Origin of the sequence: Pseudomonas sp. LJDD11 (assembly GCF_024584215.1) — a bacterium.
GTDB lineage: Bacteria > Pseudomonadota > Gammaproteobacteria > Pseudomonadales > Pseudomonadaceae > Aquipseudomonas.
The window spans coordinates 17,045-32,509 of the sequence record NZ_JANJFL010000002.1 but is presented as its reverse complement, the minus strand read 5'-3'; the positions used below and the strand labels follow the sequence as shown (position 1 = coordinate 32,509).

The window sequence follows — 15,465 nt, the reverse complement described above, 5'->3', positions numbered from 1 at the left end:
TGTTTTGAAAAACCAACAGATTAACCATTAGAGGGTTTCGTGCATGACTACACTCTTTGACCCGATCACCGTGGGCGAGCTGCAACTGCCCAACCGCATCATCATGGCCCCATTGACCCGTTGCCGCGCCGACGAAGGCCGGGTACCCAATGCAATGATGGCCGAGTATTACGTGCAGCGGGCCTCGGCGGGCCTGATCATCAGCGAAGCCACTTCCGTAACGCCGATGGGCGTGGGCTACCCTGACACCCCCGGCATCTGGTCCAGCGACCAGGTGCGCGGCTGGAGCAATATCACCAAAGCGGTGCACGGCGCCGGTGGCCGTATCGTGGTGCAGTTGTGGCATGTCGGGCGCATCTCGCACCCCTCTTATCTGAACGGTGAAGCCCCGGTGGCGCCCAGCGCGGTTCAGCCAGCCGGCCATGTGAGCCTGTTACGCCCGCAGGCAGACTACCCGACACCGCGCGCCCTGGAACTGGCCGAAATCGGCGACATCATCGACGCCTATCGCAGTGGTGCAGAGAACGCCAAGGCCGCAGGCTTTGACGGTGTCGAACTGCATGCCGCCAACGGTTACCTGATCGACCAGTTCCTGCAAACCAGCACCAACCTGCGCACTGATCGCTACGGCGGTTCGCTGGAAAATCGTGCACGCCTGCTGCTGGAAGTCACCGATGCGCTGATCGAAGTCTGGGGCGCAGGCCGGGTCGGTGTGCATCTGGCACCGCGTGCCGATGCTCACGACATGGGCGATGACAACCTGACCGAAACCTTCAGCTATGTGGCGAAAGAACTGGGCAAGCGCGGCATCGCCTTTATCTGCTCGCGCGAGCACGAAGCTGCCGACAGCCTGGGGCCGCGCCTGAAAAAGGATTTTGGCGGGGTGTACATCGCCAATGAGAAATTCACCAAAGCCAGCGCCACCGCCTGGCTCGAAAGCGGCAAGGCGGATGCCGTGGCCTTTGGTGTGCCGTTTATCGCCAACCCGGACCTGACCGAGCGGCTGGCGCAGGATGCCCCGCTAAACCAGGCCAACCCGCAAACGTTCTACGGTAAAGGGCCGGTTGGCTATATCGACTACCCGCGCCTTTGATCACACGACAGCCTCGAACAGGGCTGCCACCTGGGTAGGGTCGATCACCCCCAGCTCATTGCCCTCGGTATCGGTCACGGTGCCGTCCGGGTACAGCCAGCGCTCCTGGCCATTGGCATCCGGGTAAAAGATCGGCCCGTCCTGCTTGCGCCAGGAACCGTCCGGATTTTCGATATCACCATTGGGGTACTGCCTGACCCCGTCGGGGTGCAGGAGGGTGCCGTCGGCATACTGCACCGCCCCATTGGGGTGGATGGCGGCCTGAGCCTGCTTGTCGATGACGACACCATCGGGTAACACCGCGGTGTCGCGGTCAGGAAAGACACTGCCAACCGGATACAACACGCCGCCCACTGTCGCTACATTGGCCAGGATACCGGTAACGTTCAGAACGTTTTCCAGCGGCGCCGGGCGGGCAGGCAATTCAGGAAGCGTCGAGGCGTCCAGCCGGTTACGCGGCGTATCGCTGAGCATGGGCAGCATGCCCGGTGCGGTAACCGCGCCAGGTGATGGCTTGCGCGGTGCAGGCTCAGGGGCCTTTGCGGCAGGTTTTGGCGGGATCACAGGGCGGGTACCGGCAGTGACGGAACCTGGACCTGGCGTCTGGCTACCAGGACGCTGAGTGCCTGGGGTTGGCCTGCCCCCTGGCGGCAGGGGCCTGGGCGGCTGGCCGGTCGCAGCCCCGGGTTTGGGCGGCGCAGGCGTCGGCGAAACAGACGGTTTGGGCTTGCCAGGTGGTATGCGCGGGGCGAGGCGTTTATTGAAGCTATTGATTGCACTGGGTCCTTTCATCGTGAAACTCCATCTGGTTGAGGATGGCCGCACGATAAAACACCCTGTCTGACACGGTGCGCTACATATGTAACGCACCGCCAATTACTGCAATCAATTCAACGCCCGCGGGCCCATCACTGCCCGGACCCGATGCGCTGCGACAGATTCTGCACCTGGCTGGTCAAGGCATTGATATTACGGGTGACCTGGGTACGGAACGCATCAAACTCGGCGTTATTCGGACCATTGCCAGCGCTCGGCGCAGGACGGTTTTCCTGCTCACTCTTGAGCACCAGCAGTTCCTGCTCCAGACGCTCGATGGCAGCCGTGGAATTGCCCTGCTTCTTCAACGCCGCAACGTCGGCAGCCAACGCCTTGAGCTGGGTATCGAGCTTACCCTGCTCGCCCTGCGCCGCCTTGAGCTGTTCAGGCAGGGCCGTTTTGAACGCGTTGAGTTCGGCCAGCAACGTCTTGAGCTGCTCCTGCACCTGGCTCAGTTCGCTCTGCTGCTGGGTCGCTTGGCCACCTAGCTGCTCAAGGCGCTTGTCCAGGCTGCCCTGCTGGCCCTCGGTGCTTTCGCGCTGTTTTTCCTGGTCTTGCAGTTGCGCTTCCAGCAGGCCCAGACGCTGCTTGAGGACTTCGCCATCGCTGCTCAGCGCTTCGGTGGCCACCATCTTGCCGGAGATGTCCTGCAGGCGGCCTGCCGCGTCTTCGCTGATCCTGGCAAAGCTCTCCTGGGTTGCCACCAGTTGCTGCTCCATCAGCGAAATCTGCTGAAAGCTCCACCAACCCAGGCCACAAAAAGCGATTACCAGCGCGCCTATCAGCGCCCAAAGCGCACCGGTGCTGGCGGGCCTGACCTTGACCACTGGCGTGTCACGGGAATACACCGTGGTGCGCTCACGGGCGCCTTTGGCCGTTACGAAGTCGTCATCGTCATCATCCCTGGCACTCAGGCTGGGGATGTCATCGATGTCGTCGTGTGGATCGTTACGCATACTCAATCCTTAAAGTGGTCCAGCCCGAGGCAGTATAAATGCCCGAATACGGCGCTACGGTTAATAGCCTTGATACAGATGCCCCGCCTTTGACCAGGCACAGAACTCATCGAGCGCCGACCACAGGCTGATCTGCGGGTCATAACCCAGATAATGCCGGGCACGGCTGATATCCAGGGTGAAATCCTTGCTCATCATCTGCACCCCCAGACGTGACATCGTGGGTTCCGGCTGGCCAGGCCAAAGCAGGCACACGGCCTCGTTGAGCATCGCCATACTGCTGGCCAGTCCGACAGAGCGGTAGCGCCTGACCTGCGGTAACTGCATCTGGCGCATGACGTAGTTGATCGCATCCCAGAGCGGCACCGGCTGACCGTTGCTGATGTTGTAGACCTGCCCCAAGGCCGCATTGCCGACTTCAAGACAACGCAGCAATGCCTGGTTGAGGTTGCCGATGCTGGTGAAATCCGCCACGTTCAAACCGTTACCGACGATCGCCAGGCGGTTCTTGGCCTGCATTTTTATCAGTCGCGCAAAGATACTGTGATCGCCAGCGCCCGTCACCAGCCGGGGACGCAGGGCGATGGTCTGCAAACCAAACTCTTGGGCGCCGAAGACCTTTTGCTCCGCCAGGTACTTGGTGGCGGCATAGGCATTGGCAAACCGCCGCGGCACCTGATCTTCCTTGAGACCGCGGTGCGAGCGCCCATCAAAACAGATCGACGGCGAAGACAGATGGACCAGCCGCCGGACTTTTTCTTTCAGGCAGGCTTCGACCACATTTTCGGTCAATTGCACGTTGGCCTGCATGAACGCCTGGCGCCGCCCCCAGAAGCCCACCGCACCGGCGCAATGCACAACGCTATCGACCTCCTTGCACAGCGCCCTGACCCGCTCGGCATCAGCCAGATCAGCGGGCATGAACTCGGCCCCCAGGCTGATCAGTTGCTCAACGGCCTCACTGCGCCTGGCAGTGACCCGTACGTCGAGCCCCTGCTCCAGAGCGAACCGCGCAAAGCGCCCGCCAATGAAGCCGCCCGCGCCGGTGACCAGAATCTTCATCTACCTATCCTTTCAACCCAAACCTGGAGAGAAACCTCAAACAAGGGTGCAGTGACGCTCTATAACGCCATCACGGCACCAGCCACTGGCCAGACTGTCGGGCCAGATGCTCGGTAAGCCGGTTCAGAAACTGGCCGCCATTGCGCCAGTGATGCCAGTACAGCGGCACTTCGATACTGTGCCCGGGCAACAGATCCACCAGTTGCCCGCCGCGCAACTGTTCGACCACTTGCAGATCAGGCACCAGCCCCCACCCCAGTCCGGCCTCCAGCATACGCACGAAGCCTTCCGAGGACGGGCACAAATGATGCTCGAAACTGTCGTGCAGACCAAGTGAGGCCAGATAGCGATGCTGCAAGGTATCGTCAGGGCCGAAGACCAGCACCGGTGCCTGAATCAGCTTCGCCGCTTCGATGCCATCGGGAAAATGCCGGGCGATAAAGCGCGGGCTGGCCAACGCCAGGTAGCGCATTGAACCCAGCCGCAGGCTGCGGGCACCGGCCACCGGCCGCTCGCTGGCACACACACAGGCTGCCACTTCGCCGGCGCGCATGCGTTTGAGGCCCACCTCCTGGTCCTCGACCACCAGGTCCAGCATCAACCGATGGGCGATACAGAACTCACCAACCGCCGCCGCCCACCAGGTGGCCAGGCTATCGGCATTGAGTGCGATACGCAGCCGCTCGGGCAGGCCGTCTTCATCCAGGCTGGGAACCTGGCCTTGCAGGTCGCGCTCCAGCAAGCGCACCTGCTGGACATGGTTGAGCAGGCGCCGGCCTATATCGGTTGGCCCCGGCGGCGTAGTGCGCACCAGCACCGGCTGACCGACGCGCGCCTCCAGCAGCTTGATGCGTTGTGAAACAGCTGACTGGGATAACCCCAACACCTGCGCTGCGCGCTCGAAGCCGGCTTGTTCGACCACTGCTGCCAGCGCCGCGAGAAGCTTGTAATCGAACATCATTTTTCCTAACGAGTGATGACGATGATTGATTTTTCTTATACAGGCAATCTGCGCAGAATCGCCAGTCAAAACCCGGATCTGGACACTCTCATCATGTGGCAAAGCTATTTTAACGGCCTGCTGGTCGCCCTCGGCCTGATCATGGCGATCGGCACCCAGAATGCCTTTGTTCTGGCCCAGGGATTGCGCCGTGAGCACCATGTGCCGGTGGCATTGCTGTGCATCTTCTGCGATGCGGTGCTGGTCGCCGTCGGCGTATTCGGTCTGGCCAGCGTACTGATGCAGAACCCCACCCTGCTAACCGTCGCCCGTTGGGGCGGGGTGTTGTTTCTCACCTGGTATGGTTTGCAAGCCTTGCGCCGCGCCTGCGCCCGACAGAGCCTGGCGCACGGTGCCGGTCAGGGGACGCGCTCGCGGCGGGCAGTGCTGCTCAGCGCGCTGGCCGTGACACTGCTTAACCCCCATGTGTATCTCGATACCGTACTGTTGATCGGCTCGCTAGGGGCCCAGCAGAGTGTGCCGGGTGCTTATGTTGCCGGCGCTGCCAGCGCATCGCTGATGTGGTTTTCCGCACTGGCGATCGGGGCTGCATGGCTGGCGCCCTGGCTGGCCCGCCCAACGACCTGGCGGCTGGTCGACCTGATGGTCGCGGTGATGATGTTCAGTGTCGCCATACAACTGATACGCAATGTTTGAATCGATTAAAGGGTGCGTTGGATACGCCAGCGGAACCTCTATTCCATACAGTTGTTACGTGGTTAAGCCGCAGGCCCGGTGCTATGATCCGGGACCTGCGCCGCATAAGAGTGGAAAACTCCCGGCGCAACGTTGTTGAACGGCCGCACCGTGAGCGGCCCAGCGATTGACGCACTCGACCTGAAAGGAGATAGACCATGGCTTTTGAATTGCCGCCGCTGCCGTATGCCAAAGACGCACTGCTGCCGCACATTTCCGCTGAAACCCTGGAAATTCACCACGACAAGCACCACAACACCTACGTCGTGAACCTGAACAACCTGGTCCCTGGTACCGAGTTCGAAGGCAAGACCCTGGAAGAAATCATCAAGACTTCTTCGGGCGGTATCTTCAACAACGCGGCCCAGGTCTGGAACCACACTTTCTACTGGGGATGCCTGTCGCCGAATGGCGGCGGCGAGCCTACCGGCGCACTGGCCGATGCCATCAACAGCTCGTTCGGCTCTTTCGAAAAATTCAAGGAAGAGTTCAGCAAGGTCACCATCGGCACCTTCGGTTCCGGCTGGGGCTGGCTGGTCAAGAAAGCCGACGGCAGCCTGGCGCTGGCCAGCACCATCGGTGCCGGCAACCCGCTGACCAACGGCGACACCCCGCTGCTGACCTGCGACGTCTGGGAACACGCTTACTACATTGACTACCGCAACCTGCGTCCAAAGTACGTTGAAGCGTTCTGGAACCTGGTCAACTGGGACTTCGTGGCTCAGCAGTACGCTGCCTGATTCCCCGCTCCCCCAACAAAAAACCCGGCGCGTCCGGGTTTTTTGTTGTCCGCATTTTGGCACCCTTTTTTGCGCCTTGGCGCACACCGGTGACCGCCGGACGCTCTGGCAGGCGGGTTATGAAAAAAACGGGAAAAAGATTGAGCAGCCCGTCACAGACTAGAATAGAGGCACACTTTTTAGCTCATCAGAAAGCGATAGCGTAGTAATGTCACTTTTTGTATTTTGCTGGTTCCCGCTCAAGTTCCATACCTGTGTGTCCGACACAGTGATATGCCCGACTCCCGCAAACCGGTCGGCATACGTCGCGAGTGGGCGAGCCTGATGAGTCGCTCCTTGAACCACAGGCAGTTCGAATGGTTATCGAAGAACGCTAGGTTCCCGAAACGGATTAAGGAATGACCACTTGAAGCTGGAACTCAAACACAGCCTGTCAGTGAAGCTCTTGCGCGTCGTACTGCTTTCAGCGCTGCTGGTAGGCGTTGTGTTGAGTTGCGCCCAGATTGTCTTCGATGCCTACAAGACGCGGCAGACGGTCGCCGCCGATGCCGAACGCATCCTTGATATGTTTCGCGACCCGTCGACCCAAGCGGTGTACAGCCTGGACCGGGAAATGGGCATGCAGGTCATTGAAGGTCTGTTTCAGGACGCTTCGGTGCGCCAGGCCTCAATCGGCCACCCCAACGAGACCTTGCTGGCCGAAAAGGAACGCCCCCTCAAAAGTTCGTCCAGCCGTTGGCTGACTGACCTGATTCTTGGCCAGGAACGCAGCTTCACCACCCAACTGACCGGCCGTGCACCGTACAGTGAATACTACGGCGACCTGCGCATCACCCTTGACACCGCCCACTATGGTGAAAGCTTCCTGACCAGCGCCTTGATCATCTTCCTCTCCGGGACGTTGCGCGCACTGGCCATGGGGTTGGTGCTGTATCTGGTCTATCACTGGATGCTCACCAAACCGCTATCGAAGATTATCGAGGCACTGACCGAGATCAACCCTGACCGGCCAAGCGAACATCAGCTTCCTCAATTAAAAGGCCACGAAAGAAACGAGCTGGGCCTGTGGATCAATACCGCCAACCAGTTGCTGGCCTCCATAGAGCGCAATACTCATCTGCGCCATGAGGCGGAAAACAGCCTGCAACGCATGGCCCAGTACGACTTTCTCACCGGGCTGCCCAACCGCCTGCAATTGCAGCAGCAACTGGATCAGATTCTGGACGCCGCCGGCCGCCAGCAGCACCGCGTGGCGGTGCTCTGTGTCGGCCTGGATGACTTCAAGGGTATCAACGAGCAATTCAGCTATCAGGCTGGCGACCAGTTACTGCTGGCCCTGGCTGATCGTCTGCGGACCCACAGCGGTCGGCTGGGGGCACTGGCCAGGCTGGGCGGCGACCAGTTCGCACTGGTCCAGGCGGATATTGAACAGCCCTATGAGGCCGCCGAGCTGGCTCAGAACATTCTCGATGGCCTGGAAGCTCCCTTTGCGCTGGAACAGCAGGAAATCCGCCTGCGCGCCACCATCGGCATCACCCTCTATCCAGAGGATGGCGACAGCACTGAAAAGCTGCTGCAAAAAGCCGAACAGACCATGACCCTCGCCAAGACCCGCTCACGCAACCGCTATCAGTTCTATATCGCCAGTGTCGACAGCGAAATGCGCCGTCGCCGCGAACTGGAAAAAGACCTGCGCGAAGCCTTGCCGCGCAACCAGCTGTATCTGGTCTATCAGCCACAGGTCAGCTATCGCGATCATTCGATCATGGGCGTTGAAGCCCTGATCCGCTGGCAGCACCCGGAACACGGCATGGTCCCGCCTGATGTGTTCATTCCGCTGGCGGAACAGAACGGCACGATCATCGCCATCGGTGAATGGGTGCTCGACCAGGCCTGCCGTCAGTTGCGTGAATGGCACGATCAAGGCTTCTGCGAACTGCGCATGGCAGTCAATCTGTCGACCGTACAGTTGCACCACAGCGAGCTGCCGCGGGTGGTCAACAACCTGCTGCAAATCTACCGCCTGCCGCCACGCAGCCTGGAGCTGGAGGTCACCGAAACCGGCCTGATGGAAGACATCAACACTGCCGCACAACACCTGCTAAGCCTGCGCCGCTCCGGCGCCCTGATTGCCATCGACGATTTCGGCACCGGTTACTCATCACTGAGTTACCTCAAGAGCCTGCCGCTGGACAAGATCAAGATCGACAAGAGCTTCGTGCAAGACCTGATCGATGACGATGATGATGCGACCATCGTGCGCGCCATCATCCAGCTGGGCAAGAGCCTGGGCATGCAGGTCATCGCCGAGGGGGTGGAAACCGCCGAGCAGGAAGCTTACGTCATCTCCGAGGGTTGCCATGAAGGCCAGGGCTACTACTACAGCAAGCCGCTGCCGAGTCGTGAGTTGCTGGCTTATCTGAAGCAGGCCAGACGCAGCAGTGCGCCAGCGTTCTGAGTCCCGCTGATAGACACCTCTGGCACACTGTATCCCGCCATCTTGTAAACATTAGTTACATCCGTTTGCGACCAACACGAATGTTTACCGGCGTTATGCCTTTACACCGAATGCAAATCTTTCGCATCATGTCGCAGTTTTCAGGGCGCCCGGCGCCCTCCCCCCCTTTCCCAGACGCAGGATTTCGTCATGATTCGTACGCCCCTGGCTTATGCCAGTCTGCTGGCCATCGCTATCTCTCTCGCCGGTTGCGGCGAAGGCAAGGACAAAGCAGCAGCGCCAGCCGCCAGCCCCGCTCCAGCCACTGCACCGGCCGCAGCGACTCCTGCTGCCGCGCCGGCAGCCGCTTCTGCCTCGCAACTGGACGAAACCGCTGCCAAAGCCGTAGTCGCCAACTACGCCGGTATCGTTTATGCGGTGTTCAGCGACGCCGAAGCCGGTGCCAAGAAGCTGCAGACGGCAATCGACGAATTCCTCGCCACCCCGAACGACAAGACCCTCAAGGCCGCTCGCGATGCGTGGCTGGCTGCGCGGGTGCCTTACATGCAGAGCGAAGTGTTCCGCTTCGGCAACACCATCATTGATGACTGGGAGGGTCAGGTTAACGCCTGGCCGCTGGACGAAGGCCTGATCGACTACGTCGCCAAGGATTACCAGCACGCGCTGGGCAACCCGGGCGCCACCGCCAACATCATCGCCAATACCGAGATTCAGGTAGGCGAAGACAAGGTAGACGTCAAGGAAATCACTGCCGAGACGCTGGCCAGCCTCAATGAACTGGGCGGTTCGGAGGCCAACGTTGCCACCGGCTACCATGCCATCGAATTCCTTCTGTGGGGTCAGGATCTGCACGGTAACGGCCCTGGTGCCGGTGAGCGTCCGGCCACTGATTACCTCGAAGGCGCTGGCGCCACCGGCGGCCACAATGAGCGTCGCCGCGCCTACCTGAAGGCGGTGACCGAGCTGCTGGTAACCGACCTCGAAGAGATGGTCAACAACTGGAAGCCGGGCGTTGCTGACAACTACCGTGCAACCCTGGAAGGCGAGTCCGGCGAAAACGGTCTGCGCAAGATCCTGTTCGGCATGGGCAGCCTGTCGCTCGGCGAACTGGCCGGCGAGCGCATGAAAGTCGCGCTGGAAGCCAACTCCAGCGAAGACGAGCACGACTGCTTCAGCGACAACACCCACAACTCGCATTACTACAATGGTCTGGGTATCCGTAACGTCTACCTGGGCGAATACACCCGTACCGACGGCACCAAGATCAGCGGCCCGAGCCTGTCGTCGCTGGTCGCCAAGGCCGATGCAGCCACCGACACCACCCTGCGCGCCGACCTGGACAGCACCCAGGCCAAACTGCAGGTCCTGGTTGACCGCGCGAACAAGGGCGAGCATTTCGACCAGTTGATCGCTGCCGGCAACACCGAAGGCAACCAGGTGGTGCGTGACGCCATCGCAGCCTTGGTCAAACAGACCGGTGCCATCGAGCAAGCCGCTGGCAAGCTGGGCATCACCGACCTGAACCCGGATAACGCCGATCACGAATTCTGATCACGTTGCAAGGTGCGTCATCCAATGCCGGTCAGTTCGCTGACCGGCATTTTTGTTTGTGAACACGCTTACTGGCCGCGTCAGGCTGCGACCTTTCTGCAAATACTGTAGGGCTATTCCTAAAGCACCTACAGCCCATTGCCCGCCTGCGCATCCCTGACGACTATCGCGCTTCTCGCATTTTTTGAAGCCGCGCCCATGTCCGAACTCGAATCCGGCCCCGCCAATCTTCCCTGGTCAAGCTGTAACGCCTTTGTGCTGTTCAACGCGGTCAACGTCCCACAACTGGCCAAAACGCTTTACCAGTGTCGGGGCGATATTGATGCGCATCCGGTGTTTCTGATGACCCGCTTCAAGGACCTGGTAGACAAGTCCCCCTACCTGGTGGCGATTACAGACAGCCATGATCCGGTCTATCAGTTGTTTCTCGAACAGGCAGACAAAGAGTGGGGCTTACTGCTGTTCAGCCAGGCAACGACAGACACCCTGCTCCAGCATCTGCGCTGGCTGCTGTTTGTCGATGAGCCTGGACGTAAGCCGACCTATCTGAATATCTCTGACCCGCTCGTCGCCAACGCCCTGTTTGGCCTGTATCCCCGGCACACGGATAACCGCCTGTTCGGCCCAATCGACCAGTTGTACGCCGTCGACGTCATCGATCAGCGCTGGATACGCCACATACGTGAGGGCTGCGCGGCATCTGATCATAACGCTGCCTTGTACTGCCTCAACCCGGCCCAGACCCAGGCCTTGGGTGACGCCGACCTGCGCATCAAGGTCGTCGAACTGGAGCAGCACATGCACCGGTTCTTTCCCGACTATTTGCCCGACGCCAGCCTGGCGCACCGCTACCAGCACTTGTACAGGCTTGCCCGGCAAGCCTGCGAAATGGGCTTCAGCACCGAGATTGATCTGTTTCATTACGCCAACGTCAGCCAGTTTCTCGACCGCCAGCCACCCGAAGCTCATGCCGATATCCGCCAACTGGTGCTCAACGTGTCGTCATTGACTCACTCCCAACGTATTCAGCAGGCCAACGCCCTGGTGGTGGAACGAGCGCGTACTGGAGCCCTCTCATGAGTCGCAAAACCACCTTGAGCCCGCTGGAAAAAGCCTACTGGGAGGCGCGGGCAAAAAGTCATCTGGACGTGATGAACAACGTCAGTGCCTGCCCGCTGACGGGGGACAAGGTGCAACTGATCCCGCTTCGTTACGGGCGAGTGGAGCGCCTGCACAGCAAACCCGACGGCGAGCGTTATCGAAACCTCAAAAGGCCGCTGGGTCTGCGCCTGGTCCGCGACGGCTACCTGTACATCATTGAAGAAAGCAGCCGCCTGCTGCATGAATACCGCCTTGCCGACGGGCTATTGGAGGAATGTCTGTGGCGGGGTGGCGAAGTCACTCAGGATCTGCGCCAGACACCGGTTGGCGAACCCGAGCTGATTTTCGCCAAAGACGCCATGTTGCATGTGGCGTACGCCGAGCTGCAATGGAGCGCCGCCAAGTGCTCACAGGTGCTGCACAGCGCAGCAGACCGCTACTACTTCATGCAACAAATCCATCTGGCCAAGGCCGACTGCCAGCATGGCGGCAAGCATCTACGGGTCGAGATGCAGGTTGCGCTGCAATTGGCAGAAGTCGCTGAACCACCTGCGGCCCAGTGCGCCGTACCCGGTACGCCTGAACAGGAGCGTGAAGACTACTGCTGGGAGCACCAGAGGCTGTTTCGTGAGGCCCATATCGGTGAGCTGAAGCAGATTCTGGTGAGCCGCTACGAGCACGACCATCTCTACCTGGTGCTCGAAGACAGCCTGGGCATTATGCAGGACCTGGCACAGGAGCAAGACACGATCGTCGATTGGATCAGCAATTGGCGCGAAGAGCACGACAACGAACTGCGTTACATCACCGCCAGCTACATCGACACCCTGATGACCGTGGGTGAACACACCGCGCGCAAGACCCCGGCCGACCTTCCCCTCCTGCTGCACGCCACCACCGAACAGGAGCGCACGCGGATCTATGCCTGGGTCAATGCCCGCAACAAATGGCTCTGGGAACACCGCCAGGACCTGACACCGCCCTATCGGCACGGCATTACTTACTCAAACCGGGGAGAAGTCATTCCCATGCAGACACCTGCTACGCAGTTGGCCAGACAAACCATGGACCTGCGTCAGCAAGAGATGATCAAGGCGCTGGGCAAGCAGCGTTATGAGGACCTGAAAAGTGAAATAGAGGCACTCAACGACACCAGTCAGGGCGTCTTGAATGGTGTTGGGATCGGCGCCAGAGGTATTCACGACCTTGTTCGCCATGAAGAGATGCAGAGCTATCTGCAACAGGAACGTGCCCACCTCAAGCGCTGGCAGCAGCGTCTGGATGAGGTGAGCGAAGATCGTGTCGAACTGTTTGCCAGCGGCGAATTTCATCGCAGCGCCTGGTACTTCAACCCCGCAGAACGCAAAGGGCAACTGCACCACGCGCTGAGCCTCGAACAAAACTGCATGCGCGACCTGTGCCGCACTGACGAAGGCCTGCGCAAGGTGGGCGAGTTCTTTGACAACAATCCGCATTTCATCTTGCCGGCTTTTCAGACCCGGCTGGATGTCAGCTACCTGAAAACCAAGGTGGGCGACCTGACCAAGTGGCTGGACGACACGCGCAACTTCACCTCCGGCCTGGCCGACGCCAGCAGCCGGCTCGCGCAAATCGAACGGATCATGAACAACCACTGGTCCACCAGCCTGAACCTGCCACCGCAGTTGCAGGCGCTGCATCAGGGGGTTCTGGCCAGCTACATCCCCGCCATTGCCAACAGCCTGAATGACTGGCACGCGCAAACCCAGTCACTGCTCGACAGCCAGGACCTGAAAGCGCATCTGGACAAGATGGCCCAGGCCACCAACCGCGCTCAACGGCTGGGCATGCTGGTCGCGCTGCAAACCGAAGGCCTGCATCTGCAAATCGCCAACGAGTCGGATATCGCAGAGTTCAAACAGCGCTTGGTGCGCTTTCATCAGTGGACGGAGGAAGAGACGCAATTGCGCCGAACGGCCAACCGTCTGAGAAAACGCGCCCAGAGCCGAAGACTGACACCTGAAGAGCGGTATGAAATAAAACAGGAAAGGCACCTTGTTCAGCAGAAACTTTCAACTGTCCGCCATCAACGAAGGGCGTTGGGGCGTTTGATCGACAGCTCGACATCACCGACCAATACCTTACCAAGTGGGTATATAGGGGTCAGGCTGGATATGCCAGAGTCACAACGCATGGCCTTGCAGGATGAGGTTCGTCGAGTACAGGCGGGGGCGCTTGGCGGATACGGTACTTCGGGAACTTATCGGGCGGCGTTCAAGAGTGGGCTGGTGCCTTCGATACTGAGCGTTTTTCAACTGATGAACTTGAAGTCGGCCGTGGAAACAGGGCTGAAAGATTCGAAAAAAGAGGGCTTTTCTTATGAAATTTTCCTTCCTATCTTTGTCGCGCTTATCAGCTTTACCAATAGCAGCCTGACCGCCTACCAACTGGCCAAGATTGCGATGCTGGACAGAACAATGGCAAGAGTAGCGACGCTTGCCAGCCACTCAGCAGGCGCTCTGCCTGCGGTCAAGATAGGCAAACTTGGCTTGGGTCTCGGTGGCGGCGTGGCCATATTGAACGTCATACCGTCCGCCTACATACTCGGCAAAAATATGAACAAGTGGCGCGATGCAATATCCACAGGCACATGGGAAGAACGCACCGCTGCGTTTATCGGCTTGAGTGGCGACCTGATCGCCTCAGGAGTCGCTGTAACTCAAAGTGGCGCTGCGGTTAAAGAATTTGGGGGATTACTGAGGGAAGTCCTCAAAGCCGATCCGTCACAGCGAAAACTGGTGGCCAATCAGGCGTGGGCTACCCGAGGGACCAGATTCTTAAGTCTCTCCGCTCGCTTGAATCTTTGGGGGCTGGCCGCTCTGGCTCTGCAGCTGGCCGGTGAGACGCTCTATAACTTCTACCATCTCGACCACTTGCAACGCTGGCTGGTCGGCTGCGTATGGGGCACACAACCTCAGGGATGGAGCGATGCTCAATCACGGCAGAAACTGGCAGAGTCGACCCTGCGCCCAACGATCATCGACAAAGGCATCGCAGAAGACCCTGCCACGCAAGAGTCGGCCAGGGTCTTGCAGTTAATCCTGCCAGCAATGACACCCGGCATGCTGGACAGCGACTCGCTGCGCTGGAGAGTCACCTGGCTGAACGGCCCGGACAAACGAGAGTTCAGCGAGTTTTTCCGGGAAATGCTGAGCATTGCAGGCGTCATGCCACTGACTCTACAACTCAGCATTCCCACGGAGCTTCAGGGACATCAAGTAACTCTGGAGTTATGCCTGGCGGTAAAGCCTGCGCTGGCCGAAGACTTCCTTAATGCGGACACCGGCTACCTGAATTATCGCGTTACGCTCACTCAGGATATGCCCAACAAATCGATCACCCCACTGATTGTGCCGCCCAGTATTACCGCTGAACTTCCTCCTACCCAGATCACCAGAAAATTTATCAATGACAACCGATAATAAATACGACCGGCTCCCTCGCGCCGGCGATACGGAGGACGAGCCAGGCCAGAAAGTTTTTTATCTGGCCCCACTGCCATTACCGACTGGAGTCAAACCTTTCAGTGGCAGGGAACTGCAAAAGAACGCTAACCAAACCTACATGGACTTTATGCTAGGCAAAGCTTCTTTTGAGCTTTCTATCAGATTTTTCATAGGCAGCATTTTAGGAATAAGCCTGCTCTATTTCTTGACTGCACTCGTCTTGGACTTATACATCTCTTTAGCATGGGATCGAACTTTCTCTGAGGTCATCATTATCGCGTTTACTGGAGGGAATTTCCTTCCAATTATTTTGGCACTTATAGCATCAATCACCGGCCTCCCCATCCTCCACGCCATCTGGGTCCTGTCCCGTATCCCGCCCATCCGCTTCAACCGTCAACGTCGCGAAGTGGCCTATGTGGCCAAGCGCGGTGACAAACCCTGCATCATCCCTTGGGAAAGTGTGATTGCCTGTCTCAGCAGCCGTCTCGTGCCAACCAAATATGG

General features: G+C 59.3%; 11 protein-coding genes and 1 pseudogene. 8 read left to right on the top strand and 4 right to left on the bottom strand.

The genetic code is table 11. The features are described 5' to 3' along the window. Positions 1 to 43 precede the first annotated feature (43 nt). Positions 44 to 1,093 (top strand): alkene reductase, encoded by a 1,050-nt coding sequence (locus NRB16_RS02715; RefSeq protein ID WP_045488140.1) that lies wholly within the window; start codon positions 44 to 46, stop codon positions 1,091 to 1,093. Here the strand turns inward: NRB16_RS02715 and NRB16_RS02710 are convergent, their stop codons facing one another. The 4 genes from NRB16_RS02710 to NRB16_RS02695 form a co-directional block, all read right to left on the bottom strand. Next, entirely contained in the window at positions 1,094 to 1,657 is a 564-nt protein-coding gene (locus tag NRB16_RS02710; protein ID WP_257105414.1) for a hypothetical protein, read from the bottom strand. It lies immediately after the preceding gene. 344 nt (positions 1,658 to 2,001) lie between these two features. Continuing rightward, a complete protein-coding gene (locus NRB16_RS02705) occupies positions 2,002 to 2,865 on the bottom strand; it encodes an ATPase (protein ID WP_257105413.1) in 864 nt (287 codons plus the stop codon). 60 nt (positions 2,866 to 2,925) lie between these two features. Beyond that, a complete protein-coding gene (locus tag NRB16_RS02700; RefSeq protein WP_045488136.1) occupies positions 2,926 to 3,927 on the bottom strand; it encodes an NAD(P)-dependent oxidoreductase in 1,002 nt (333 codons plus the stop codon). Between the two features lie 70 nt (positions 3,928 to 3,997). Next, positions 3,998 to 4,888 carry a LysR family transcriptional regulator ArgP gene (locus NRB16_RS02695; RefSeq protein ID WP_253113159.1) on the bottom strand — a complete coding sequence of 297 codons (891 nt, stop codon included), beginning with the start codon at positions 4,886 to 4,888 and terminating at the stop codon, positions 3,998 to 4,000. A 93-nt stretch (positions 4,889 to 4,981) separates the two neighbouring features. On the opposite strand from NRB16_RS02695, the gene NRB16_RS02690 reads away from it, so the two are divergent. The 7 genes and pseudogenes from NRB16_RS02690 to NRB16_RS02660 all read left to right on the top strand — a co-directional run. Beyond that, positions 4,982 to 5,584: a LysE/ArgO family amino acid transporter gene (locus tag NRB16_RS02690; RefSeq protein ID WP_045494343.1), complete on the top strand. Its 603-nt coding sequence runs from the start codon at positions 4,982 to 4,984 to the stop codon at positions 5,582 to 5,584. Between the two features lie 197 nt (positions 5,585 to 5,781). Beyond that, on the top strand, positions 5,782 to 6,363 hold the full coding sequence (locus NRB16_RS02685; protein WP_257105412.1) for a superoxide dismutase: 582 nt from the start codon (positions 5,782 to 5,784) through the stop codon (positions 6,361 to 6,363). Between the two features lie 406 nt (positions 6,364 to 6,769). Further along, positions 6,770 to 8,821 (top strand): bifunctional diguanylate cyclase/phosphodiesterase, encoded by a 2,052-nt coding sequence (locus tag NRB16_RS02680; protein WP_045488129.1) that lies wholly within the window; start codon positions 6,770 to 6,772, stop codon positions 8,819 to 8,821. 189 nt (positions 8,822 to 9,010) lie between these two features. Next, positions 9,011 to 10,372: an imelysin family protein gene (locus NRB16_RS02675; protein ID WP_257105411.1), complete on the top strand. Its 1,362-nt coding sequence runs from the start codon at positions 9,011 to 9,013 to the stop codon at positions 10,370 to 10,372. Positions 10,373 to 10,570: 198 nt separating this feature from the next. After that, positions 10,571 to 11,452, top strand: coding sequence for a DUF4123 domain-containing protein (locus NRB16_RS02670; RefSeq protein ID WP_253113153.1), 882 nt, complete (start codon positions 10,571 to 10,573; stop codon positions 11,450 to 11,452). After that, positions 11,449 to 14,934, top strand: a complete 3,486-nt coding sequence (locus NRB16_RS02665) for a toxin VasX (protein ID WP_306456352.1) — start codon at positions 11,449 to 11,451, stop codon at positions 14,932 to 14,934. The genes NRB16_RS02670 and NRB16_RS02665 overlap by 4 nt, the downstream gene beginning before the upstream one ends. Continuing rightward, a pseudogene (locus tag NRB16_RS02660) lies at positions 14,921 to 15,465 on the top strand (hypothetical protein); the annotation flags it as partial. The gene NRB16_RS02665 and the pseudogene NRB16_RS02660, both read left to right, overlap by 14 nt.

Coding starts and splice junctions, on each gene's coding strand:
- NRB16_RS02670 (WP_253113153.1), top strand. CDS start 10,571: ATGTCCGAACTCGAATCCGGCCCCGCCAATCTTCCCTGGTCAAGCTGT.
- NRB16_RS02695 (WP_253113159.1), bottom strand. CDS start 4,888: ATGATGTTCGATTACAAGCTTCTCGCGGCGCTGGCAGCAGTGGTCGAA.
- NRB16_RS02700 (WP_045488136.1), bottom strand. CDS start 3,927: ATGAAGATTCTGGTCACCGGCGCGGGCGGCTTCATTGGCGGGCGCTTT.
- NRB16_RS02715 (WP_045488140.1), top strand. CDS start 44: ATGACTACACTCTTTGACCCGATCACCGTGGGCGAGCTGCAACTGCCC.
- NRB16_RS02685 (WP_257105412.1), top strand. CDS start 5,782: ATGGCTTTTGAATTGCCGCCGCTGCCGTATGCCAAAGACGCACTGCTG.
- NRB16_RS02665 (WP_306456352.1), top strand. CDS start 11,449: ATGAGTCGCAAAACCACCTTGAGCCCGCTGGAAAAAGCCTACTGGGAG.
- NRB16_RS02705 (WP_257105413.1), bottom strand. CDS start 2,865: ATGCGTAACGATCCACACGACGACATCGATGACATCCCCAGCCTGAGT.
- NRB16_RS02675 (WP_257105411.1), top strand. CDS start 9,011: ATGATTCGTACGCCCCTGGCTTATGCCAGTCTGCTGGCCATCGCTATC.
- NRB16_RS02690 (WP_045494343.1), top strand. CDS start 4,982: ATGTGGCAAAGCTATTTTAACGGCCTGCTGGTCGCCCTCGGCCTGATC.